General features: G+C 71.7%; 18 protein-coding genes. 8 read left to right on the top strand and 10 right to left on the bottom strand.

Annotation, left to right across the window (positions count from 1 at the left end; all coding sequences use genetic code 11):
• Positions 1-40: 40 nt before the first annotated feature.
• On the bottom strand, positions 41-1,639 hold the full coding sequence (locus AC069K_RS28845; RefSeq protein WP_478621284.1) for a sigma-70 family RNA polymerase sigma factor: 1,599 nt from the start codon (positions 1,637-1,639) through the stop codon (positions 41-43).
• A gap of 501 nt (positions 1,640-2,140) precedes the next feature.
• On the opposite strand from AC069K_RS28845, the gene AC069K_RS28840 reads away from it, so the two are divergent.
• Entirely contained in the window at positions 2,141-4,306 is a 2,166-nt protein-coding gene (locus AC069K_RS28840) for a PIG-L family deacetylase (RefSeq protein ID WP_478621282.1), read from the top strand.
• Positions 4,307-4,673: 367 nt separating this feature from the next.
• Here AC069K_RS28840 and AC069K_RS28835 read toward each other — a convergent pair whose 3' ends face one another.
• Together AC069K_RS28835 and AC069K_RS28830 are read right to left on the bottom strand one after the other, a co-directional pair.
• Positions 4,674-5,591: a S1 family peptidase gene (locus tag AC069K_RS28835; RefSeq protein WP_478621280.1), complete on the bottom strand. Its 918-nt coding sequence runs from the start codon at positions 5,589-5,591 to the stop codon at positions 4,674-4,676.
• A gap of 139 nt (positions 5,592-5,730) precedes the next feature.
• A complete protein-coding gene (locus AC069K_RS28830) occupies positions 5,731-6,711 on the bottom strand; it encodes an endonuclease/exonuclease/phosphatase family protein (protein ID WP_478621391.1) in 981 nt (326 codons plus the stop codon).
• Between the two features lie 273 nt (positions 6,712-6,984).
• On the opposite strand from AC069K_RS28830, the gene AC069K_RS28825 reads away from it, so the two are divergent.
• Both AC069K_RS28825 and AC069K_RS28820 read left to right on the top strand, forming a co-directional pair.
• Positions 6,985-7,713: a response regulator transcription factor gene (locus AC069K_RS28825; RefSeq protein ID WP_478621278.1), complete on the top strand. Its 729-nt coding sequence runs from the start codon at positions 6,985-6,987 to the stop codon at positions 7,711-7,713.
• Positions 7,710-8,879, top strand: coding sequence for a sensor histidine kinase (locus AC069K_RS28820; RefSeq protein ID WP_478621276.1), 1,170 nt, complete (start codon positions 7,710-7,712; stop codon positions 8,877-8,879). Before AC069K_RS28825 ends, AC069K_RS28820 begins: the two co-directional genes overlap by 4 nt.
• 21 nt (positions 8,880-8,900) lie before the next feature.
• On the opposite strand, the gene AC069K_RS28815 is transcribed toward AC069K_RS28820, so the two are convergent.
• The gene (locus AC069K_RS28815) at positions 8,901-10,820 is read right to left on the bottom strand and encodes an SMI1/KNR4 family protein (RefSeq protein ID WP_478621274.1); all 1,920 of its coding nucleotides are present in this window, start codon (positions 10,818-10,820) and stop codon (positions 8,901-8,903) included.
• A 287-nt stretch (positions 10,821-11,107) separates the two neighbouring features.
• On the opposite strand from AC069K_RS28815, the gene AC069K_RS28810 reads away from it, so the two are divergent.
• Entirely contained in the window at positions 11,108-11,941 is an 834-nt protein-coding gene (locus AC069K_RS28810) for a hypothetical protein (RefSeq protein ID WP_478621272.1), read from the top strand.
• 396 nt (positions 11,942-12,337) lie between these two features.
• Positions 12,338-14,050 (top strand): FG-GAP repeat domain-containing protein, encoded by a 1,713-nt coding sequence (locus AC069K_RS28805; protein ID WP_478621270.1) that lies wholly within the window; start codon positions 12,338-12,340, stop codon positions 14,048-14,050.
• 64 nt (positions 14,051-14,114) lie between these two features.
• On the opposite strand, the gene AC069K_RS28800 is transcribed toward AC069K_RS28805, so the two are convergent.
• Together AC069K_RS28800 and AC069K_RS28795 are read right to left on the bottom strand one after the other, a co-directional pair.
• Positions 14,115-14,918 carry an SCO4651 family lipoprotein gene (locus AC069K_RS28800; protein ID WP_478621268.1) on the bottom strand — a complete coding sequence of 268 codons (804 nt, stop codon included), beginning with the start codon at positions 14,916-14,918 and terminating at the stop codon, positions 14,115-14,117.
• A 249-nt stretch (positions 14,919-15,167) separates the two neighbouring features.
• Positions 15,168-16,097 (bottom strand): FG-GAP repeat domain-containing protein, encoded by a 930-nt coding sequence (locus tag AC069K_RS28795; protein ID WP_478621266.1) that lies wholly within the window; start codon positions 16,095-16,097, stop codon positions 15,168-15,170.
• A gap of 281 nt (positions 16,098-16,378) precedes the next feature.
• Here AC069K_RS28795 and AC069K_RS28790 point away from each other — a divergent pair, with 281 nt between their 5' ends.
• The gene (locus AC069K_RS28790; RefSeq protein WP_478621389.1) at positions 16,379-17,314 is read left to right on the top strand and encodes an SCO4651 family lipoprotein; all 936 of its coding nucleotides are present in this window, start codon (positions 16,379-16,381) and stop codon (positions 17,312-17,314) included.
• 68 nt (positions 17,315-17,382) lie between these two features.
• On the opposite strand, the gene AC069K_RS28785 is transcribed toward AC069K_RS28790, so the two are convergent.
• Complete coding sequence (locus tag AC069K_RS28785; RefSeq protein WP_478621264.1) at positions 17,383-18,009, bottom strand: hypothetical protein; 627 nt, start codon at positions 18,007-18,009, stop codon at positions 17,383-17,385.
• A gap of 225 nt (positions 18,010-18,234) precedes the next feature.
• Positions 18,235-18,969: a DsbA family protein gene (locus AC069K_RS28780; protein WP_478621262.1), complete on the bottom strand. Its 735-nt coding sequence runs from the start codon at positions 18,967-18,969 to the stop codon at positions 18,235-18,237.
• A gap of 364 nt (positions 18,970-19,333) precedes the next feature.
• Here AC069K_RS28780 and AC069K_RS28775 point away from each other — a divergent pair, with 364 nt between their 5' ends.
• Positions 19,334-20,440: a hypothetical protein gene (locus AC069K_RS28775; protein ID WP_478621260.1), complete on the top strand. Its 1,107-nt coding sequence runs from the start codon at positions 19,334-19,336 to the stop codon at positions 20,438-20,440.
• Positions 20,441-20,508: 68 nt separating this feature from the next.
• On the opposite strand, the gene AC069K_RS28770 is transcribed toward AC069K_RS28775, so the two are convergent.
• Positions 20,509-20,763: a hypothetical protein gene (locus AC069K_RS28770; RefSeq protein ID WP_478621258.1), complete on the bottom strand. Its 255-nt coding sequence runs from the start codon at positions 20,761-20,763 to the stop codon at positions 20,509-20,511.
• Positions 20,764-21,313: 550 nt separating this feature from the next.
• On the opposite strand from AC069K_RS28770, the gene AC069K_RS28765 reads away from it, so the two are divergent.
• On the top strand, positions 21,314-21,889 hold the full coding sequence (locus AC069K_RS28765; protein ID WP_478621256.1) for an HAD domain-containing protein: 576 nt from the start codon (positions 21,314-21,316) through the stop codon (positions 21,887-21,889).
• A 378-nt stretch (positions 21,890-22,267) separates the two neighbouring features.
• Here the strand turns inward: AC069K_RS28765 and AC069K_RS28760 are convergent, their stop codons facing one another.
• The gene (locus AC069K_RS28760; RefSeq protein ID WP_478621254.1) at positions 22,268-22,921 is read right to left on the bottom strand and encodes a hypothetical protein; all 654 of its coding nucleotides are present in this window, start codon (positions 22,919-22,921) and stop codon (positions 22,268-22,270) included.
• Positions 22,922-23,100 lie beyond the last annotated feature (179 nt).

The raw sequence follows: 23,100 nt of genomic DNA, 5'->3' as shown, positions 1-23,100 counted from the left end.
GAGCAGGAGGAAGCAGAAGGGGGCGGGTGGGAGCGGGTCTTCAGGCCCAGGGCCTGCGCAGGACGAAGGAGGCCTGCCCGGCGAAGGCGCGGGTGCCGTCGGAGCCGTCGAGCCAGATACCGCCGTCGCGCCACCGCAGAACCGACCCGGGGTAGTTGTGGGCGTGCAGGGTCACCGACCCGGCGACCGCCCCGGGGCTCGGGCAGAAGGTGGCGTCCTCGCGGAACAGGGCGCTGCCGTCACTGGTGCTCAGCCGCAGCCGCAGCTCCCGGTGGCGCAGATAGCGGCCGTCGGCGGCGCGGAAGGTGACGCACCGGGTGTCGGCCAGCCCCCTGACGACCGTGAAGGTGAACCGCTGCCGCGTCGGCGCGTCGCTGGAGGCGGAGACCGGGCCGAGCGCCGCGAGGTCACCGGCGTACGTGAGGTACCGGCCGGGGGCGTCCACGGACTCCAGCGACTGGGCGCCCAGCGCAACCGAACCGGGGGCGGCGGACGGACTCACCGCCGGGGACGGCCCGGCCGACGCGGTGGTGCGCGACGGGCTCGGCGTGGCAGGGCGCGAGGAGGAAGGCGCCGGAGGACCGGCCGGGGGACGGCCGGTCGTGGAGCGGCCGGGGGTGGGAGCGGCGCTGACACCGGGTTCCCGATGTGCCGGTTCGGGCCAGGTCACGTAGACGGCGGTCCCGGTGACGAGTACCGCGCCGGTGGCGAGGGCGAGCAGCGGATGCGCGGTCACCGCGGAGAGCTTGCCGATCAGCGAGCCGTGCAGACCGCCGCTTCCCGCCGCCGTGCCGAGGGCGACGGGGGCGGAGGCCAGCCCGGCGGCGCCGGCGGCCGTCCCCGACAGCAGGCCCTTTGCGGCGAGCGCGGCGACGAGCCCGGCCGGGACCGCCAGCGGCGCGAGACCGAAGAGCAGGTGCTCGGCCGGGACCCGGGTCGCCGTCGTCGCCCCGCAGACCGGGCATCCGCGGGTGTGCCGCGCGATCCGCTTGCGCCACACCGAGGTACGCGCCCCGTCCCACCCGGCGACGGCCTCGTCCAGCCCCGCACAGCGCGGCTCGGCCGCCAGCGCGGCGACGATCGTCCGGCTCAACTCCAGTTGCTCGCGCATGCGTTGCAGACGTACGCCGACGTGGGCTGTGGTGAGCCCCGTCGCGGCGGCGACGTCGTCACGGCTCAGCAGCCCGGCACGCTCCTGCCACCACAGCGACAGCAGCATCCGGTGGTCGGCGTCGAGCCACCGGGTGGCTTCGACGACCTGCCGGCGCTCGTCGGACATCCGCAGACGCAGCAGCGTCGCGTCCTCGGGCTCGGCGCCCGCGTCCGGTATCTCGTGTGCCTCGTCGATGACCGCGGTCCGCCCGGCGAAGGCGCGCTGCCGGTCCCGGTGGGTACTGATCTGACGGATCGTGATCGACACCAGCCAGGACCGGAAGCTCTCCGGGGCGCGCAGGGCGGGCAGGTCGCGCACCGCGCGCAGCAGGGTCTCCTGCACGACGTCGTCGACGTCGGCATGGCCGCTCAGCGCCCGTCCGACGATGTTGTAGAGCAACGGCAGGTAGGCGGCGACGAGTTCCTCGCGCGCCCGGTCGTCCCCGGTCTGCGCCGCGACGACGAGCCGAGCGTGTTCGGCGTCCATGAGCCCCCCTTCCCACCTCCCGCAGGGGAGCGATCCGCCGAGTACGGCGCCACACCTTAACGTCGGCACGGCTGGGCGGCCAAAGCCCGTACGTCGGCTGACGGCCGGGCGCGCGCCGGGAGGGGGGAGGTGGCAGAGGTGAGGAGGCGGCGGAGGTGGCGGAGGTGACGTACGTACGGAGGTGAGGGAAGGGGGCTGACGTGAGCCACGTCACCACCGCCAGTGCCCACCCTCCTCCGGCACCCTCCTCCGGCACCCTCCTCCGGCACCCGCCCCGCTCACCCCGGCAACCCCCGGCAGACCACCCCGGCAAACCACCCCCCACCCGGCAAACCACCGCACCCCCGAACGGCGCCGGGTATCTTGGCCGGGTCGACGGATGGACCCGCCACTGACCGAGGCGGGTGTGCCGGGGCCGGGCCGGGGGCGCCCGTATGTTCGTCTTGCCAGGGGGAGACCGTGATACCGCAGCCCAGCCGGGGGCCGGCGCGCCGGAGTGTGATGGCCGGGACCGTCGCCGTCGCCGCGGCGGGGTGTGTGCCGGGACGCCGGAACGCCTCGGACCCGGACGGGCGCGGCGGCGCGTCCCCGAGGGGCACGTCCCCCACGGGCGGGCCGCGCGGCACCGCCACCGTCCTGCAGATCGTCGCGCACCCCGACGACGACCTGTACTTCATGAACCCCGACCTGGAGCAGTCGCTCACGGCGGGGGACCGCCTGGTCAGCGTCTATCTGAACTGCGGCGAGAAGGACGGCATCAACAAGGTCCCGGGCCGCGGGCCCGCGCCCCGCCCGGACGAGCCGGGCTACGCCGGGGCCCGGCGCCAGGGGCTGCGGCAGGCGTACGCGTACATGGTCACCGGCCGCCCCGACGCGCCCTGGCGGACCGGACCGCTCGCCCTGCCCGGCGGCCTGGCGGCCGAACTGGACACGCTGGAAGGCCACGACCACGTACAGCTGGTGTTCCTCGGCATCCAGCAGTACGGCCCGGACTGGGTGCTGCCCCGTCTGTGGGCCGACCCCGCCGCCGTCACCCGGACCCGTGTCAGCACCGGCTCACCGGTGGCGCGCTCGTACGCCGTGACCCGGACCGGGCTCGTCGACGCCCTGGTGCATCTGCTCGACCGGTACGCGCCGACCGTCGTACGGACCATGGACCCCGACCCGGACCGCCAGCCCCACGACGCGCCCGGCGGCGGGAACAAAGGCGGCGGCGGGGACAACGGCGGTGGCGGGAGCAATGGCGGAGGCGGGAACAACGGCCGTGGTGCGCCCGGCCGCCGCGACCGCGACAAGGCGAACCGCCTCCACCACGACCAGCCCGGCTACTCCGACCACCCCGACCACACCGCCACCGCGCTGTTCACCTTCGCCGCGCTGGAGCGCCACCGCCGCGCCCGTACGGCACCGCCCGTGGCGGTCGTGCCGTACCGCGGCTACTACAACGAGCGCTGGCCGCAGAACCTGCCGAAGCAGCTGGTACGCCGCAAGGCGCACATCCTCAACGTGTACGGGGGCTCCCCGGGCTCGTGCGGCTTCGCGGCCGGGTGCGGCGACTACGACGTGGGCCACGACAACTCCCTGGGCACCGGCTGGGTCCAGCGCACCAGCCCGCGCCAGCCGTTCGCCGCGCCCCGGGTCGCACCGGACGCGGCGGGGCGCCTCCACGCCTTCGGGGTGCTCTCCGGGCAGGCGGTGATGTGGCAGGAGACCACACGCGGCAGCGGAACATGGGGCGCGCCCATACGGGTCGGTGGGGACGGGATAGCGCTCGGACTCACCGCGCTGCTCGACGCGCAGGGCTGCTGGCACCTGTTCGCGGCCCGGATCACGGGGCTCGGGCCGCACCCCCGCGACAACCGGCGCGACCTCGCGCACACCCGCCAGACCCGCCCCGGGGGCGCGTTCGGGGCGTGGACCTCGCTGGGCACCCCCGACCGCGACCCCGAGCGGGGCCGCCGCGTCGGCACCCCGGCGGTGGCGAGGGCGGCCGACGGCACCCTGCACCTCTTCGCCCGGAACTGGGAGCGGGGCATCGCCACCCGCGTCCAGCACCCCGACGGGAGCTGGACCCGCTGGACCCCGCTGGGTACGACAGCACCCGTACCGCCCCTCCAGGACGGCGTGGCAGCGGTGACCGACACCGGGGGCCGCGTCCACGTCTTCGCCACGGGCCGCGACGCGGTGCACCACTGGACCCAGCAGACCCCCGGCGGCGCGTTCACCGAACTCCCCACCGGCCTCCCGGCGTCGGCGGACCCGCCGACCGCGCTGCCCCGCCCGGACGGCTCGGTCCTGCTCGCCCTCCGCGAACCGGTCACCGCCCGCCCGCTCCTGCACCGGCTCACCCCCGACGGCACGTGGCGGCCGGAGCCCTCCTCCGCCCTCCCCGGCCGGGGCTACGGGGCGTTCGCGCTGCTCGCGGTGGGCGGCGGAGTGCTCCTGGCGGGCCGCAACAACGCGGGCACCGTCAGCTGGGCACGCCTGGGCGACGGCCCGCCGAACCCCCACTGGTCGACGCTGCCGAGCCGAACGGTCACGGGCCCGTCGCTCGCCCTGACCCCGGACGGCCACCCCCTGCTCACGACCCTCGCACCGGACGCGACGCTCCGTTCGCTGACGGTCCCGCTGACGGCACGGGTGACGGACGGGCCGACGGAGGGGTGACCGGCGGGGCCCTTCCCGAAGAGGGCCGTGCCGCACGAGGGAACGCTCGTCGCGGCCCGCGCCCCGCCGCCAATGGCCCCGATGGCCGGCAGAGCGGTCCTGATCCTCCTGCGGGCCCTGACCGCCCGGGCACTACCGGCCGGACCATGGACGGCCCGTACCGGGCGGGGAACGCGTCAGAAGGAGCGGTAGAGGACACCGCTGGTGTCGCGCCGCGCCGAGGGGTAACCGGTTGTTCAGGCGGCGTCGCGCGTCCGGCGGTGGTGTACCGCGACTGCGGTGCCGCCGCCGGTGACGCCGAGGGCAGTGGCCGCCCGGCGATCACGGCGGGGTTGCCGTCAGTCGTACCGGTATCGGCGATTACGGCTTACTTCTCGGCCATGCCGCCAGTGGTGGCGGGGCCGGACCCCGGGGCGGTGGCCGACGGCGCGTAAGCGGAGGCGGAGGAGGGGGAGGCGGAGGTGGAGGAGACGCGGTTGGCCTTCATGGTCTTCTTGATCCAGTCCGCGTACGCGGGCGCGCTGGTGTAGAGGCCGGGGCCCTCGGAGCAGGGCACGTTCGGGGCGCCGGGCCCCGAGGTGACGCCGATCAGCTCCCAGCGGCCGTCCCGGCCCTTCTGGACCTGCGGTCCGCCGGAGTCCCCGAAGCACGCCATCGCCCGGGGCACGGTGGTGATGGTGCACAGCCGGGTGCGGTCGGCGTACCCCGGCGCGCACTCGGACGCGGCGCCCCGGCGGGTGTTCAGCTCCTGCAACCGCTCCGGGAACGCGAACGCGGTGTCGACGGTGGTGCCGAAGCCCAGCAACCGCGTCGGGGTGCCCGGCCGCCCGGGCTGTTCGGCGATCCTGATGGGCTTCTGGGAGACCGGGCGGTCCAGCCGTATCAGCGCGATGTCGTTCGTGTTGGCCGCCTTGTTGTCGCCGTTCACATAGCCGGGGTGGACGAAGGAACGGTCGATCCTGCGTACGGTCCCACCGGACTTGCGGTGGTCGCTGCCGATGCGCACCGTGCCGTCCACCTCCAGGCCCTCCCCCTTGAGGCAGTGGGCCGCCGTCAGCACCCACTGCGGGTCGATGAGCGAGCCCCCGCAGTTCCCGTCGTACAGACCCTGCGACGGGGCCGACTCCGGGATGGACGCCATGAACGGGTAGCGCTCGGTGGAGTCCGTACCGCCGACGATCGCTCCGGCGCTGCCGGCGAGGACGGTGGCGCAGGCCGCGACGGCGAGAGCGCCGACGGCGGCGGTGCGGACGGTACGGCGGCGCGGCGGCTTGAAGCTGAACACAGGGGGGTTCCTTCTGCTCGGTGGATCTTGTGCGTTCAGCCTCGTCGTACGAGGTCGGCGCCACCATCCGGGCTACGGGCCGGTCGGGGCGGGGGCTGGCCCCCGTGCGGGGGCGGGGGCTGTCCCGGGCCTGCCGGGTTCACCAGTCCACCCCGGCCGCCACCGGCCGGTGGTCGCTGCCGGTGGCCGGCAGCACCCACGCGCTCCGCGGCTCCACCCCGCGTACGAGGATCTGGTCGATCCGCACCATCGGGAACGTCGCGGGCCAGCTGAACCCGAAGCCCTTCCCGGCCGCGTCCTGGGCCGAGCGCAGCCGCGCCGTGATGCCGTCGAACGCGCGGTCGCCCGTGGTGCCGTTCAGGTCGCCCAGCAGCACGACCCGCTCGTTCCGCTCGGCGGCCAAGGCCCCGGTGAGCGCCGTCGCGCCGCGGTCCCGGCTGCCCGTCCAGAACCCGCTGGGCAGCACGCGTACGGACCCCAGATGCGCCACGTACACCGCGAGCGGACCCCGGCCCGTGGCCACCGTGGCGCGCAGCGCCCGGTTGTAGGCCAGCTTGACGTCGGCCGGCTTGGTGGCCGCCAGCGGCCCGTAGTCCGTCGCGACGTCGACCGTCCGTATGTCGGACAGCGGCAGCCTGCTCCACACTCCGACCGTGCCCAGCACGGAGTGGTACGGATACGCCTTCGCCAGGGCCTTCTCGTACACGGGTTTCGCCTGCGCCGTGATCTCCTCCAGCGCCAGCACGTCCGCCCCGCGGGCCGCCAGGTCCCGGGCGGTGCCGGCCGGGTCGGGGTTGTCGGCGTCGACGTTGTGACTGACCAGGGTGAGGTCGCTGCCCGGCCGGGACCTGTCGCCGAGCACCCCGCCGAAGAGGTTCAGCCACACCGCGACCGGCAGCAGCAGCGCGACCACCGCGGAGGCGGACCGGCGCCACAGGCCCGCGACGAGGAGCACCGGGACGAACAGGCCGAACCACGGCAGGAACGTCTCCACCAGGCTGCCCAGACCCGCCCGGTCCGTGACGTACGCGTGCAGCAGCATGAGCAGACCGAGCGACAGCGCCAGCGCCGCGAGTACGAGGCCGCGCTTCCAGGCTCCGGGCGCGCAAGCCATACGCATCGCCCGGCGGACGCCCGCGCGCCACCCACCGACGCCCGCAACCCGGCCGTCGGCGCCGCCCCGCCCGGCCTGCCGGGCCTGCGGCGTGTCCACCTGCGTCATGGCTTCTCCTTGCTGCTCACTGCCGGTCATCGCGTGTCGTCGGGTCCTGGCACGGGAGCGGTGTGCGCCCCCCCCGGTACCGGTACCGGTACTCAAGGCGATTCCGTGTTGCGGAGACGTATGCGGTTTTCGATACGCGGGCGATAGGCGCCGGCTCGTAGCATCGCCACCATGCGCGTGCTGATCGTCGAGGACGAACCCTTCCTGGCCGAGGCGATCCGCGACGGCCTGCGCCTGGAAGCGATCGCGGCCGACATCGCAGGTGACGGAGACACCGCTCTGGAACTGCTGGGCGTCAACGCCTACGACATCGCCGTCCTCGACCGCGACATCCCGGGACCGTCCGGCGACGACATCGCCAGGACCATCGTCGCCTCGGGCAGCGGCATGCCGATCCTGATGCTCACCGCGGCCGACCGCCTCGACGACAAGGCCTCCGGCTTCGAGCTCGGCGCCGACGACTACCTCACGAAACCCTTCGCCCTCCGAGAACTCGTCCTCAGGCTCCGAGCACTGGACCGCAGACGCGCCCACAGCCGTCCCCCCGTACGCGAGATCGCGGGGCTACGGGTGGACCCGTTCCGCCGGGAGGTCTACCGGGACGGCCGTTTCATCGCGCTGACCAGGAAGCAGTTCGCCGTGCTCGACATCCTGGTGGCGGCCGAGGGGGGTGTCGTGAGCGCGGAAGAACTGCTGGAACGGGCTTGGGACGAGAACGCCGACCCGTTCACCAACGCCGTACGGATCACGGTCTCGGCGTTGCGCAAGCGGCTGGGCGAACCCTGGATCATCGCGACCGTGCCGGGCACCGGCTACCGCATCGCAGCCGAGCCGGAGACAGGACACGGGGGCCTCGGGGGAGGGACCGAAACCGGGGATGCCGAGGGGAACAGAGCATGAACAGGGCACCCGGTATGAGCGTCCGCCTCAAACTCACCCTCAGCTATGCCGGATTCCTGATGCTGGCCGGAGTCATGGTGCTGGCGGCGGTATGGGTGTTCCTCCTCAGATACGTCCCCAACCGGGCGATGCTCATCAACCCCGACGACAGGCCCACCAACGGTGTCTTCCCCATCAGGTCCGCGCTCCTGGAGGTCTTCGCCCCGAGGGCAGCCGCGGTACTGGGGTTCCTGCTGGTCTTCGGCCTCCTGGGAGGCTGGCTCCTGGCGGGCCGCATGCTGGCGCCGTTGACCCGCATCACGGAGGCCACCCGCGCGGCCACGCACGGATCGCTCTCCCACCGGATCCGGCTCCCGGGCCGCAGGGACGAGTTCCGCGAACTGGCCGACGCCTTCGACGCGATGCTCGAACGGCTCGAAGCACACGTCGCCGCCCAGCAGAGATTCGCGGCCAACGCCTCCCACGAACTGCGCACCCCGCTGGCGATCTCGAAGGCGCTCCTGGACGTGGCCCGCACGGATCCACCCCGTGACACCGGCGCGCTCATCGAACGCCTCCACACGGTCAACACCCGGGCGATCGACCTCACCGAGGCACTGCTCCTGCTCAGCCGCGCCGACCAACGGTCCTTCACCCGCGAACCGGTGGACCTGTCGCTGCTGGCGGAGGAGGCCACGGAAACCCTGCTCCCCCTCGCGGAACAGCGAGGCGTCACCCTCGAAACCACCGGCGACATCGCCCCGACGACCGGCTCGTCCACGCTCCTGCTGCAACTGACCACGAACCTGGTGCACAACGCGATCGTCCACAACCTGCCCGAGGGCGGCGGGGCGGTGTGGGTCACGACCACCGCGCGCCCCGGGAGCGCGCTCCTCACCGTGGAGAACACGGGTGACCAGATCACGGAGGACCTGGCCGCGACCCTGACGGAACCGTTCCAGCGGGGCACCGAACGCGTCCACACCGACCACTCCGGCAACGGCCTCGGCCTCGGCCTGGCCATCGTCAAGACGATCACAGAAGCCCACGAAGGAACCCTCACCCTCACCCCACGCCCGCCGGGCGGGCTCCGCGTCACGGTGGAACTGCCGACGACGACCTCGCACACCGGCAGGCGGGCGCGGGCGTTCGAGGAGGGTGCTGAGCAGAAGGCGAGCGGCCGGTAGGGAGCGAGGCGAGGTCCCGCGTCACCGGCTCCACGTTGCGTACGCCCAGGTCTCCCCTTCCCGGGGTTCCCGCAGCCAGGAGACGGTTTCGAAGGCGTCCAGGCGCCCGCGCAGGACGGCCTCCTCCGAGACGCTCACTCCGAACGCATCAGCTATCGCGTCCAGCGTCCGGCGCGGGATGAGGGTGGTGGCGCCCTCCGCGTCGCCGTCGTCCGTACGTGAAGCCGCTCCCCGCGGTCCCCAGTACAGGGGGGTGTCGCCGGTGGAGGTGACCTCATCGCCGTCCACGGCGAGGGAGTGCACGAGTCGGCCGTCCTCGGCGAGTGAGACGTAGAAGCTCTCCGGCCGGCCGTCCAAGTGGTCGGAGGCGTGGTCGGCGACGATCGTCAGGGCCCGGGTGCCGCGCGAGGCAGCCACCGCGGGGGAGACGAAACGTGCCGTACGCCCGCCTCTCCAGGCCGTGGTGTGGGCGAAACTCCATCCGGCCCCACCGACGCCCGCGCTTCCGGTGCGCACGATCGCCCTGCTCTCCCACTTCTCGCCGCCCTGGATCTGGTACCGGAAATCGGCATCCCAGATCGTCAGGGCCGGGAGCAGCGGACCGCCCGATCCCAAACGCCGGTGCAGTTCGGCGGGATCGACTCCTTCCACCAGCAGCAGCCGGAACCCGTGCCGCAGCGACTCCGGGCCCACCAGCCAGCCCAGGCCGTCGGCGTCCGGCACAGTCCGCTCTCCCGCCGGGGCGGCCGCCGTGGCGGTGCGGAGTTCCGTGACTGCCTCGGCGCCACCGCGAGGCGTGGCCAGCAGCGCACGCGCCCGCTCCGGGGTGATCACCGGGCGGAGGACGGAATCGGCGAGCAGACCCACGGGCGCTATGTGGTCGGTGGCGACGGGTCGCCAGGAGGGCACGGCCGCCGCCAGGGCCCGCCATGCCGCCTCGGGCCGCGCCTGCCGGGCCAGCGCCCGGGTGGCGTCGACCGCTTCGCCGAACGCGCCTGACGCCTCGTACCGGTACGTACCCTCACGTATCCGCTGGAGCGCCCCCGCCACCAACTCGCGGTCCTCTTCGGGGTACTGCTCCAGAAACCATGCGTCGTCGTCGCGCCCCGAGTCCGCCTGGCGCAGACAGTCGAGCGGCATCGCCTCGCGGGCGACATACGCGTCGTGCAGGGAACCACCGCGCTCGGGGGTCGTCCCGCCGGACGCACCCGAGAGCATCCGGATCTGGTCGAGCATGCGCGCGGCCCGGGGGCGCCCGCACGCCACCGCCTGGGCCAGCACCTCGGCCGCCGGCTCGTACGCACCACCGAGGGCGTCCTTCCGTGCCTGCTCTACGGCGGCGTCCAGGGACCGTGTCGTCTCGTTGGCGAAACCGGGCAGGCCGGCGGACATGGCGAGGAATTCCTCGTACATGGCCTCCATGAAGTGCTTGAACGACTCGTAGCGGTCGGGAGGGGACCCGCGCCAACTGGCATACGTACGGACGGCCCACTCACCGCGCTCGTCGACGTCGTCGGGATCCAGCAGGACGTCCACCATGTCGGACTCCAAGGACAGTTGGAGCGAGCGCTGCCACACTTCGGCCTCCCGGACCGCCTCCTCGTCCTCGTCCTCCTCCCCGGATTCCAGCCAGATGTCGCGCATGCCGTGCGGATCCCCGCACCAGTCGATCTGCTCGGTCCCGGCCAGCCGATAGACGAAGTGCCCCGCGTGCCGCCAGCCATCGGTGACCTGGAGGAAGGAGCGCAGTGACGGGGGCAGCGGCCGCCCCAGCCGCTCCTCCAGCGCCAGCAGGCGCTCCTCGTCGGCGGGATCGAACCCGAGCCAGCGAGCGGCCCGGGCCTGGCGGTCGCCTTCCCCGGGCTCGTCCTGCAATTCCTCTGCGTCGGCCCATTCCCCACTCCATCGATCGAGGAACGGCCGCCATGCGAATCGAATCATGTCCCCGATGGTGGCAGCCACCACTGACAACTGCCGTGGAGCGCTGGGGAGCACGGTGCTCCCCCCCCCGCTACCGCCGGAGGATGGGAGCGCCGGATCTGCGGTGCGTGAGTGGGGGAGTGGCCGGAGACGGCCGTCCCGCGCACCACCGCTGTAGTGCGACGACCCCCCGAATTGAACGCGTTCAAAACACCTGGCAGTATGGCGATCGGCCGATGGGCGAGTCACGCTCGTACGCCTTGTCGCGAGGGGGCTTTGCTGTGGCGCACGAGCGGTCTGTCGGTCGGATGCTGTGGATCTCGATGGTGGTGCTGTTCCTGGAGGCGGTGCTCGCTCTCGTGGTGGCCGTGGTGTACGGCCAGACGCGGGAGTCGCCCAACGCCGGCGGCGGTTACGCCCTCGGGCTGCTGGCCCTGCCTTTCGTGGCAGCGGCAGGCGCCTTCCTCGGAGCCGCCCTCTCGGCGGTCTTCGTGTTGCCCGCGATCCAGGTCGCCGCAGCGCTGGGGCGGCGGTACGGCGGCCGGAATGCCTGGTGGTGGGTACCCCTGGTCCTGGCGGCGGCCTTTGCGCCCCTGGCGATGGGGGCCGCCCTCCTCGGTGCTGCGGACTGGACGACGGCTGGGGGCTCGTGGATGGTGGCCACCGTCGCGCTCACCGTCCCGGCCCTGGTCGGCCGGTCGCCGCGAGGAACGTTCGGCGCGGTGGCCGGGTGGGGCGTGTTGGCCGTGATCAGCGTCGGTGTCCTCGGCGGTGTGGCGCTCCAGACGCACCTCCTCACGACGTACCACCCGCCGACGATGTCCGCGCCGGCTCTTGTCGGCACCTGGTCCGATGGCAAAGGCGCAACGCTGACCTTCACCGCGGACGGCAGGGTCACCGCGTCCGGCGTCCAGGATGAGCGGCTCGACGAAAACCTCGGCTCTGAGGTGGCGCGGTGCACAGGCGAGGGCACGTGGACGTTCGACGCCGGACGGGACACCTGGAGCCAGGAGGTCAACGTCAGCGTCCAGGACTGCCAGTGGCTGCCCTGGAACGTGGGCGGCACACGGGAACGGCCCACCCTCTACCAGTACATCGGCGACCCCGACTCCTGGGACCTGTACAAGCTGAGGAAGGTATAGCTCCTCCGACCGGAAGGGGGGCGGAATGCGAGGGGCTGCTGTATGGGCGACCTGGGCTGCGCGGGACGGTCCACAGCCCGCCCCAATCACCCCCCGCCCCATGCCCAGCAACGCGCGGATGCAGCAGCCCGTCCGGTGGCTCAATATTCCCTTCAACCACCTGATGCACCGCCTGTAGGCTTCAGCCACATCCCGGGGGGGATCTCGGTAGTTCGTCGCGCGGCCATGCACGGCATGGCCAGGCGGCCGCGGAATCGCACCATGCGCGCGCCGCGCCGCTCCGCACGAGGAATGTCTCCGAGGAGCGTCCGCGCGCTCCACTCACCACCTGAGCCGCGACGCACCCCACCCCCCCCGGTTTCACTCACCTGTTCCCTGGGGGGAATCTTGTCTTCTGTGCGCCTTTCGCGTACGGGCCGTCTCGCGGCCTGCACCGCCCTCGCCCTGTCTGCCGGGATGCTGCTGTCCGGCACGGCGTCGGCCGACGGAGCGCCGCCGGCGCCGCACACGGCCGTCACACCCGCCAAGCCCGAGGCCGCGCACCCTACCGGGACGCTTCCGAAGGGCACGGCTCACCGCAAGGCGGGCGCGGTGGCACCCGCGGCGCCCGCCAAGCCCCGTGCCGACATGGACGGCGACGGTTACAGCGACCTCTTCTACCGCACGCCGAGCGGCAAGCTGTGGCTGCGGACGTTCGTGAAGGGCAAGGAGGACGTCGAGTACACCTTCGCCGATCAGACGGAGTGGCAGAAGGACGTCCTCGCCCCCGGCGACCTCAACAGCGACGGCCACCCCGAGCTGCTGACGCTGTCGTCGACCGGCACCCTGTCCCTCTACACCAACCCGAGCGCCGGGTACGCCGGTTACCGCACCTGGTCGGGCGGCGGCTGGAACGCGTACAACAAGCTCCTCACCCCGGGCGATGTCACCGGCGACGGCAAGATGGACGTCCTGGCCCGCACGCCCGGCGGCGACCTGTACCTCTACCCCGGCAACGGCAGCGCCGACGCGGACCCCTTCGCGGGCCGGATCAAGGTCGGCGGCGGCTGGGGGGCGTACGACCAGCTGCTCGGCGCGAACGACGTCAACGGCGACGGCATCGCCGACGTCCTGGCCCGCACGCCCGGCGGTGACCTGTACGTCTACGCCGGCACCGGGGACAGCGCGGCGCCGCTCAAGGGCCGCGCCAAGGTCGGCGGCGGCTGGGACACCTACAACCAGCTCCTGAGCATGGACGACGCCAACGGCGACGGATACGCGGACGTCTTCGCCCGCACCGCCGACGGCACGGTCTACCTCTACCTCGCCGACGGCCACGGCAACTTCCAGGACCGCAAATACTGGGGCGAAGGCTGGGAGGTGGGCTCCTGGTTCGGATCGCAGGGCGGCAACCCGTTCCTCGGCAAGAGCGAGATCCTCGCGCGCACCACCCAGGGCACCCTGTTCTACTACTCCGCGACGAACAACGGCCAGCTGGGGAGCCGCCAGCAGGTGGGCGACACGGGGGGCTGGGCGCACGCCGACGTCCGGTTCGCCTCCTCCCTCGACAGCGACGGCCAGCCGGAGCTCCTGGAGATCTACCAGAACTGGCTGTACAACCGCGGCACCGCGGTGAGCGGCGGCTGGGGCGCCTACAACCTGGTCACCGGCCCCGGCGACCTCAACAACGACGGCCAGGGCGACCTGCTGGCCCGCGACGGCTCCGGCACCCTGTGGTTGCAGCGCGGCAACGGGACCGGCACCGGCTTCGCCTCCCGCCTGAAGGTCGGCGGCGGCTGGAACGCGTACGACAAGATCGTCGGCGCCGGCGACCTGACGGGGGACGGCCTGGCGGACGTCGTCGCGCGCACCGGCGACGGCAAGCTGTACCTGTACGCGGGCACAGGCGTCTCCACCTCGCCGTTCAAGTCGCGTCTGTACGTCGGCCCCGGCTGGCAGCAGTTCAAGAACCTCGCCGCCCCGGGCGACATCAACGGCGACGGCCGCGGAGACCTTTTGGCCTCCAACTCCCGCGGTGAGCTGTTCCGTTACAGCTCCAACGGCTACGGCGGCTTCCAGCCCCGGGTCAAGCTCGGTGACGGCTGGAACACGTACCGCGACCTGTACTGAGCCCCGGCGGCGGCCGAAGGTGTGCCCGCGCGTGACGAGTTCGCGGAGACGGGTGCAGTGAACGTCAGCCGGTCAGGCCCGTGGGCAGCTGGTCGTGCAGGGGGGCGGTGTCCTCGTCGTGGGACGGCGGGGTGACCGGTACGGGGGTACCCAGATCCGTGAAGGAGAGTGTCATCACGGCGTGCGTGACCGTGCGGTCCTTGAGGGTGAACCGGGCCTGCACGAGGCGCCCGTGGTGATCCACCCAGGCCTGAGCCGCGATGGGGAGGTCGCTGCCGTACGCGTCGCGCAGGAGGTCGGCGTTCTCCCGGGTCTCCGTGGCCAGGCGCAGGGTGAGGGTGCGATGGTCGAGGGTGCCCCGGTAGCGCTCGGTGGGCACACCGTGGACGGTTTCCGTGCCCTCGGCTCGTACGTCCTTCATCCGCGCGACCTGCTGCAGGGTATAGGCCGGGTCGTTGAGAGGCGGCCGGAAGGGGGTGTGGGTCTCGGCGGTGCGCCGGAGGTCCACACCCCACCGGTCGTCCAGCTCCACCGCCACATCCATGGGTACGGCGGGCCGCATGTAGACGCGCTCTTTGTAAAGGATCTCCTCCGCCCCGACGGCGGAGGAGCTGTGCGTGACGGTCATCCGAGCGTTCCCGGTGGCCAGATCGATACTGCCCGAGGCCTTCACCTGCGGCGGCTTGGCGGGATCGACGACGGGGGTTGTCAGTGTGGAGGTGAAGCGGGCGCTGGTGTGGCTGGTCGCGGTGACCGCGTCGCGTACGGCGGCGGCAGCCTCCGCACGTGGCTTCTCGTCGTCACCCGCTCCGGTGCAGGCGGCGCACAGCATCGCGGTGGCGGCGAGGAGGACAAAGGAGCGGCGCATCGAAACCTCAAGGAAGACCGGCGGAACACATGGTGAGGTCGCCGACGGATGTCGACGACTCGGTGGGTGTCGGGGGGCTGTCGACGGCTCGCTAGGCGTCGGGGGCGCGGCGTGCGGTTGTCTGCGAGGACCCGGAACGCCTGGTGGGGGCGGCCCCACAAGCGGGCCGCCCCCATCCTCACGACGCTGCCCCCCTCCCTACGACTTGTCCACAGACCGACCGACGTCCTCGGCCCGGGGAGGGTGGGATCAGATCAGGTTGAGGGAGTTGTAGCCCCAGCCGATCTTGACCCGGCTGTCGAACGGGTCACGGGAGCCGCCGTTGCCGGAGTAGCGCCACAGTGTGCCGTCGTTGCCGCGGGCCACCAGGTCGGAGCGGCCGTCACCGTCGAGGTCACCCACCGAGAGAATCCGGTTGTAGGTGTTCCAGCCTCCGCCGATCTTCACGCGGCTGTTGAACGGGTCGTTGCGGTTGCCGTTGCCGGTGTAGAGCCACAGGACGCCGGCCTTGTCGCGGGCGACGATGTCGGTGCGCCCGTCTCCGTTCAGGTCACCCTGCCCGGCGATTTCGGTGTACTGGCCCCAGCCGCCGCCCACCTTCGTGCGGGCGGTGACGCGGCCGTCGGCGTAGCCGAGGTACATCCACAGCACGCCGGACTTGTCCACGGCGATGAGGTCGGATTCGCGGGCCCCGGCCAGGTTGCCGGGGGAGAGGACCTTGTTGTAGATCTGCCAGCCCCCGCCGATCGTCTTCGCGGACCCCGTGTTGGTGCCGGCGTAGTAGAGCGTGCCGTCCTTCAGGATGCTCCAGGCACCGTCCTTTTCCCCGTCCTTGTCCTGGTCAACCTGGATGAGGTGCTTGAAGCCGCTGAAGTCGGCGGCGGTGGGCCACGACGCCTCGAACCCGCCCCGGCCGTCCGGGAAGTACCAGTTCAGCCACCCGTCCCGCTCGACGGCCGCCATCGGGAAGGTGGCCGTCTGCTCCCAGGAACCGGCCGCCGCACGCGGCGCGGCCGGCTTGCCCTTGGCGGCCGGGACGTGCTGCCGCTGCTCGGCGGCCCGGGTGGCCGCGTCGGCCGGGTTCCCGGCCGCGAACGCGGTACCGGCGGTTGCGGCCAACGCGGTGGCGACGGCGGTGGCGACGGCGGTGGCAGCGAGCGTGCGCTGGATGAACTTCATGGACTGGCCCCCGGCTGGTCAGGAGAGGGCGCGATTGGTCTGGACCGCGCCTTCAGGTCTCTGGCACCATACACAGGCACTTCACTGCTCCCTCACATGGGGGCCATGTCATGTTCGCGCGGGCGAACATGTAGTGATGGCGTCGAGGCCGGTCGCACCGCACCAACTGGTTTGTGGCGCTGCCAGGTCTCCCATCGAGGGGAGCGCTGCGGGGAAAACCAGGGGCCATTGTCCGTGGCCTCCCCTACAGTCCACTTCCTGACGTGGAGCGATCGCAGTGGATGCGCTCGGCGTACGTATTTCCAGGGGTGGGATTCATGAGTAAGCGGCATGTGGCAATCGGAATGACGGCCGCGGTTGTCCTGGCAGGGTTGACGGGTTGCACGGCCCACGAGGCGAAGGACACCGCGAAGTCGGCGGCGGACGCGACCGATCAGGCTCGCGGTGCGGTGATGGCGGCGCTGGCGCGCACCACCGGTATGACGGAGCGGGCCAGGTCCGCGGACATCACGGCCACGATCACGGGGGCGGGCCAGCCGGCACCGATGACGGCGACCGGCACGTACACCTGGGGAACCCGGCCCGCGTTCGACACGCAGATCAACACGGCCAGTGCGGGCATCAAGGACCTCCGGTCGGCGCCCACCACCCGCATGCTCTTCGTCGGCGGGGCCTACTACTACCAGATCGATCCGCAGGACAGCGGCCCGCTCAAGGGCGTGCACTGGATGCGGGTCGACGCGAGCGCCGTCTTCGGGGAGCGCGGCGAGGCGGCCATCAGCCACGGCAACGGCGACCCGACGGCCGGGCTGAAGGCGCTCAAGTACGCACGTGATGCCGAGGACTTGGGCACCGAGACCGTCCGAGGCAAGGTCACGCGCCACTACGTGGTCCACGTCGCCCCTCGCCAGTGGGGTGCCGCCGGGGACGCGCTCACCGGGCAGAGCAAGGGCAGCCTCATGGGGGAGTACACCGGCAAGGTCCAGGAGATCACCCTGGCCCTGTGGGTCGACCCCCGCACCAGCCTGCCCGTCCGCATGGAAGAGACGATCGGCGCCGCCCACGTCAAGATCGACTTCCGGCGGTTCGGAGGTGCCAAAACCATTACCCCGCCCCCGGCCGGCGACACCGCCGACGTGACCGACCAGGTCAAGGGCACCCCTGACAGCAAGTCGTCCGGCGATGAGCCGTCGGACGCGGACAACGACCCCGCCTGACCCGGCCGGACCGACCTCCGTCGGCCTCCCCTCTCAGGCCCTCCCAGGCCCTTTCAGGGAAACCCGCGTCACCCGTGCAGGGAGTGAACGTGATCGGGATGAGTGGCTTGGCCTGGGGTACGGCCGACGGGCGGCAGATGCTGGGCGAGGATACGGCGGAGACGGTCAGCGCCGTCGGGCTCGCCGGCGGCGTGTACGGCCTGCTTGGGCAGGAACGTCATGCACTTCTTGTCCGCGCTGAGCACCACGAACAGCCGGGGGGTCTCCACATAGCCGGAGAACGTCGGCCAGCCGGACCACTGGCGTTGGTGCGCGGTGGCCACCGTGAGCCCGCTGGGGTCCACGGTGATGTACCGCGGCCCTTCCGCCTGCGCGCGCCGGTGGGCCTGCTTGGCCTGCAAGCGAGGCGCGAACACCAGGGCGTAGGAGAGAAACAGCGCAGCGAACAGGAGCGGAAAGAGGTCGAAGGCCCCTCGGTCGACCCAGAGGTTGAGCGCCAAGGGGAACAACCCAAAGCCGATGAGCAGCCTGCGGTTGTTACGTCCGGCAGGAGAGGCCTGGAGCAGGACCTGCGTGGCCTCCCGGAACTCTTCACCCGTCGCCTGGCACACCAACTGCACCACGTCGTCCGCGTGCGGCACTCCAACCAACTGCACCACGTCGTCCGCGTGCGGCTCTCCACCGGTCTCACTCATCGTGTCCACCCCTCTGGCTTCCTGCACCGTCGGCGAAGTGCGCCCCCTGCTGACTTTTGCCGATCCGTGCCGACCACTACCGACGCCGGCCGGGTCATTATGCGGCACTCCGGGGCGTTCGGTGCGCGAGGGCAGGGTTGCTCGGTGCGGGCACCGCGTCGGCGTACCTGCGAGGGAGTACGAGGAGTCGGCGGCCGCTCGGATCGCCCGCTCGGATCGCCCTGGTCAGGAGACGTGTGCGTCCCGAAGTTCACGCAGAAGGGCAGTGAAGGACTTCGCGTCGTACAGAAGCCCGCTGGAGGCCCTGGGGACGGGGTAGCCGTCGATTTCGAGGCTGGGGGTACCCGGCCCGAAGCCTTCCTCGGTGCCCTTCGCCTCGTACGCCTCCTCGGATGCCCGAACGAAGGCCCGGTACTTCATCGTCTTCACCGCGCTGTCGAAGGCGGCACCGCGCAACCCCGGTACCCGCGAGGCGAGTTCGAGCAAACGCGCGGTGGTGTAGCCGTCCGACTCCTCCGGGGGCTGATTGCCGTAGAGCACGGCGTGGTACTCGGCGAACTTTCCCGCCTCCAGCGCCGCCCGCAGAGCGTTGACCGCCCGCTTCGAGCCACCACCCCCGAGCCGGTCGTCCAGGAACGAGGCCATCGTGTACTGCGCCCGCACCTCCCGGCGTACGACTGCCGCCGCCAGCGCCGGACCACCGCCCGTACGCTCGAACGCCTCACAGGACGGGCAGCGCGGATCCTCCAGCAGATGAAGCGTCACCGCGGCCTTGGGGTCCCCCACGCTGATGGTCGTACCGTCGAGGCCCAGCTGCTCGGGGACCGCGCCCGCATTCGCGTACGCCGCCGGCCCGACCCGCTCGCTCTCCGCGCGCGACGCATCCCCGCCACCGCATCCGGCGGCGAGCACCATGCCCGCACCCGCCCACACCAGCCACGCCCTACGTCTGCCGGCCACCACGCCCACACACCCTCCCCATCACCCGCGACAAAGCAGAGGCCGAACACCGACCCCGCACTGCTCCATGTGCTGCCGCCCCGCCGCTACGCGGAATCCCCTACCGCCAGGCAGCCCCTCCCGTGGAACCGGCACAGACTACTGGCCCCCGCAGCCCCGACAACGCCCAGGGCCCGGTGGGCGACGCGGCGGCCCCGGCCTCCGGGGGGCCAGCACAGGTTGGTGAGGCGCCCGCAGGGGAGCCAAAACACGTTGGCCGGACTCCGACGAGGCTGCGACGATGCTCCCGACTCCCGGATTCCCCGACTCCCTGGCTCCCCGACTCCCTGGCTCCCCGACTCCCCGACTCCCCGACGGAGGATGTTTGTTCGTTTTCGTGTGTGCGGGATGCGGCGCCGAGCTGACCATCCCGTTGTCCCGGGTCGTCCTGCCCGCCCACGCTCATCAGACGTACGGGAACGGGCTTCAGCTCCCGGTGCTCATGGAGTCGGGCACGTTCGCCGTCGACCCCGAGCCCTGGGGGCCGCCGTGGCGGAGATGGGAGGAGGTCGATCCGGACGAGGCGCTGGCCCGCGGCATCTACGCGCCGGTCCACGCCCTCTCCGATGGAGCCCCCGGCTCAATCGTCATCGCACCCGGTGATGCCCGCGGCACCCTGCTGATCCCGGAGAGGGCCGGCGGTTACTGCTGTGGCCTCGACGGCGCAGACGGCCCCAACATGGCCTGCGCTGCATGCGGTTTGCCCGTGGCGAGCCGGATCGACGACTGCTCACTGTGGCAGGCAGTGTGGCTCGCGCCCAACGCCGTGCGCCGCATTCTCCTCGACGGGGCCGACTCCGTACCGCTCACCTGGACAGAGCTGTTGCAGGCAGAGAACCGCACGCCTGCGTTCGAGCCCATCGACACCTGGGGGTCGCGGCGCGGGCGGAACCACTTCTGGTCGTGGAGCCCCCAGTGGGAGGCCGCGGCCGGTCAAGCACTCGCTCACCTGCTGGCAGCCTCGCAGGGCGCCCCGGTGACCGTCCCGGACGGTTTGAGCAAGGAGGTGTTCCAACGCGCCCTCGACGCCCTGCTGCCCGCAGGCCCGCCCGCACGGCGCGCCGTTCTGGCCGGTCCAGGACGCCCCGTCCCCGACACGGGCGCCGACATCGTCCTCGTACCAACCCATTCCCAGACCGGACAGACGTGGACCCCGGCCGGACCGGCTGCCTCGGCCTGCCCGGTGCCGCTGCCGTTCGGGGTGTGGCTGGAGCTGGCCTTTCCCAAGCCGCACCTGTCGATTCCCGCGTCGGGCGGCATGCCCGACGGCGTCCTCCGGGACGACCCGCCCCCACCCCGCCCCGGGTACTTGTTCCGAGCCGATCCGGGCGCCTTCCAGCGCACCCTCGTCCGGCTGCCGGCCGTCCGCAGCCAGTGGTTGAGCGACATCCTCGACAACCTCAGGCAGTACGTGCGTACCGGTCTCTTCTAGCCGGCTTGGTACCGGCGAACCAAGCGGCTCGACGAGGAGTTGGCGTCCGGCCCGGCGCAGCAGAGGCCTCACCAGGGTGCCCGCAACGCGCGCGGATCACGCGGTTTCCAGTTGCGCGGACGCTTCCGGATCCGCACCCCGCCGACGACGCACGCCAGTCCTGCCACGGCGATGCCGAGGTATGCGACGGACGGAAGGCCGACGACCTTGTGCAACCAGCCCCACTCCGTGCCGAAGAGGGCCTGCGAAGCGAAGCTGATCAGACCCTGGCCTCCTACGACGTAGCCGATGCTTTCAAGGGTGTAACCGATGGCCGTACGCACGGAGCAACCGTCTCGCGAACGCGCCGCAAGATCGTCCTCCCCAGGGCCGAATGCGCAGTAGGCCAAAGGATGCAGTCACTTGCAGTCGCTTGCGGGGAGCGTGGGCACGGCCCCAGCCGCAGCAGAGGAGCGGTCGACACCTCGACACCAGACAGTTCCAAGGCCACAGGCCACAGGCCAAGCCCAGCGCATGGGCTGGCCGGTCCCGAGCGACGCCCTCACTCCCACCACCTCATCTGCTTACTTCTCCCGCATGGAGAGGCCGTGTTTCGCGAACCACCCGCCGTTCCGCTATAGTCGATCTTGAGCTTGCGGCCGCGAAGAGCGGTGGCGGGACATGCGTTGGTGGTCCAAGGAAAGGCGCCCCACTTCCTGTGGGGAGATGCAGGTGCAAGGCCTGCCCAGCGCTCGATGAATGAGGGCCCTGGTCTCCGTAGCGGAGGCCGGGGCCCTCGTCCGTATGCACGGTACGTACCGAACGCGCCCATCTTGAACCGGACGTGCCCACCTTCGAAGCTGCCCGGACACACCCCCGGGTACGGTGCGAAGTGTGACCGCCCCCGTACCCCGACCATCACTCCTCTTCCTCGACGTCGACGGACCGCTCATCCCGTTCGGCGCGACACCCGACCAACTCCCGCACGGCGGCTACCCCACGTACGACACCGGGCACGTTCACCACCAGCCGGCGGCCGACGCCAACCCGCTCCTCACCAGGATCAACCCGGCGTACGGGCCACGGCTGCTGGCGCTGCCCTGCACCCTGGTGTGGGCCACGACGTGGATGTCCGACGCGAACGACTGCATCGCCCCGTGGCTGGGCCTGCCGCGCCTGCCCGTCGTGGACTGGCCGGACCCCGCCGACGACCATCCCCACGGCCTCCACCTCCACTGGAAGACCCGCCCGCTCCGGGACTGGGCGGCCGGACGCCCGTACGTATGGATCGACGACGAGATCACGGACAGGGACCGGTCCTGGACGCAAACCCACCACCCGGGCCGAGCCCTCCTTCACCGCGTCGACCCCCGATACGGCCTCACCGACGACGACTTCGCCGTCATCGAGCGGTGGCTGAGGGCGGGACGGGACGGTGCCCAGAACACGGCTCGGGGCAACGTGTCGTAGGCGTTCCAGCCGTCGACCCTCGTACGTGAGGGGGACAACGCGGCAGAGGTCGGCCGGTCCCAGTGACGCCACGGTTTGGCTGTGTGGGAGACGATGGGCCTCCGATCGGGAGAGGCCTTGGATGTACGAGCTCCAAGCAGTGATCGCTGATGGGGAGGCGCTGCGCGGTATGGCGCGGGGTCGCCTGACGGGCGCTTCGCGAATCCCGCGCGTGGGGGGAGTGCGAGTACGTCTGCGCGCCAGTCGGCAACGTTGCGATGATGGCTGGCACGCCTTTCGACTGGTAGGGGCACCGTTTCTGCCTGCCCCGGGCACGGCCGGTTGTAGGTGCCGGACAGCCGGAGTTGGCGGCGTCAACGGGGCATGAGCGGCGGCCTTCTAGCGGCTGGCGGCGGGGGAGTGCCCCTGAGAGGCCGGTCCGTCCGGGGCGGCGGTGGACCAGAAGTCGTCGTGGATGTCTGCGGGGGCGGGGTAGGGGACGTCGCGCGGCGGGGTGTTGGGAGTGGTGACGGGCTTCGGGATATTGCTGGTCTGGGTGAGGCAGGGAGTCCCGGCGGAGAAGATGAACTGGCCGGTGGCGCCCACCAGCATCGTGATCTGGAAGTTGTCCGGCGTCGTGGCGTAGATGGCGGGCATTTCCTTGTCGGGGTTCACTCCATTGATCTTGTACCCGTGTGCCTTCCAACTGCGCTCGACTGCCCCGAGCAGGCTGCCCCGCCGCTCGGCGGACACCGTGGTCAGGATGGCGATACGCCGCTTGACGGTGCCGGTCCCGGTGCCCTTGCCCAGGATGTTGCTGCACGCGATGTCGTTCGAGGGGCCGTGGTACCAACGCAGGGGCGGGGTGATGCTGCCCAGGGTCTGCTGAAGCATCGCGTCGGCGCGCTCGGCACCCTGGCTCATGTCCATGGCCGGCTTCTTGCGGTCATGGGTGCCGCTGCCCGTCGCATGGCTGTCCGGGAGTACGCCGCAACCGACGGCCATCGCTGCGAGCAGCAGGGATGCGGCCACTGGACGGAGGAATGAAGTCATCGGGGCTCCGGGGAGGGGGTGTTGCGGGTCGTCTCGTTCATGTAGGTGTCTGCGTGGCGGCCGTGGCCGACCAGACGTCGTCGTGGAGGCAAGGGAGGAGGGAGGGGTTTCCGGCCCTCGTTGACGGCTCTGCGCGTACACGTACTCCCCCTGGTCCCGTGCGACCTTCTTCCGTCGCC

This window comes from Streptomyces sp. NPDC043908 (genome assembly GCF_056435525.1).
Note: the sequence above shows the minus strand (reverse complement) of the source record. Positions and strands in the feature narration are given on the sequence as shown.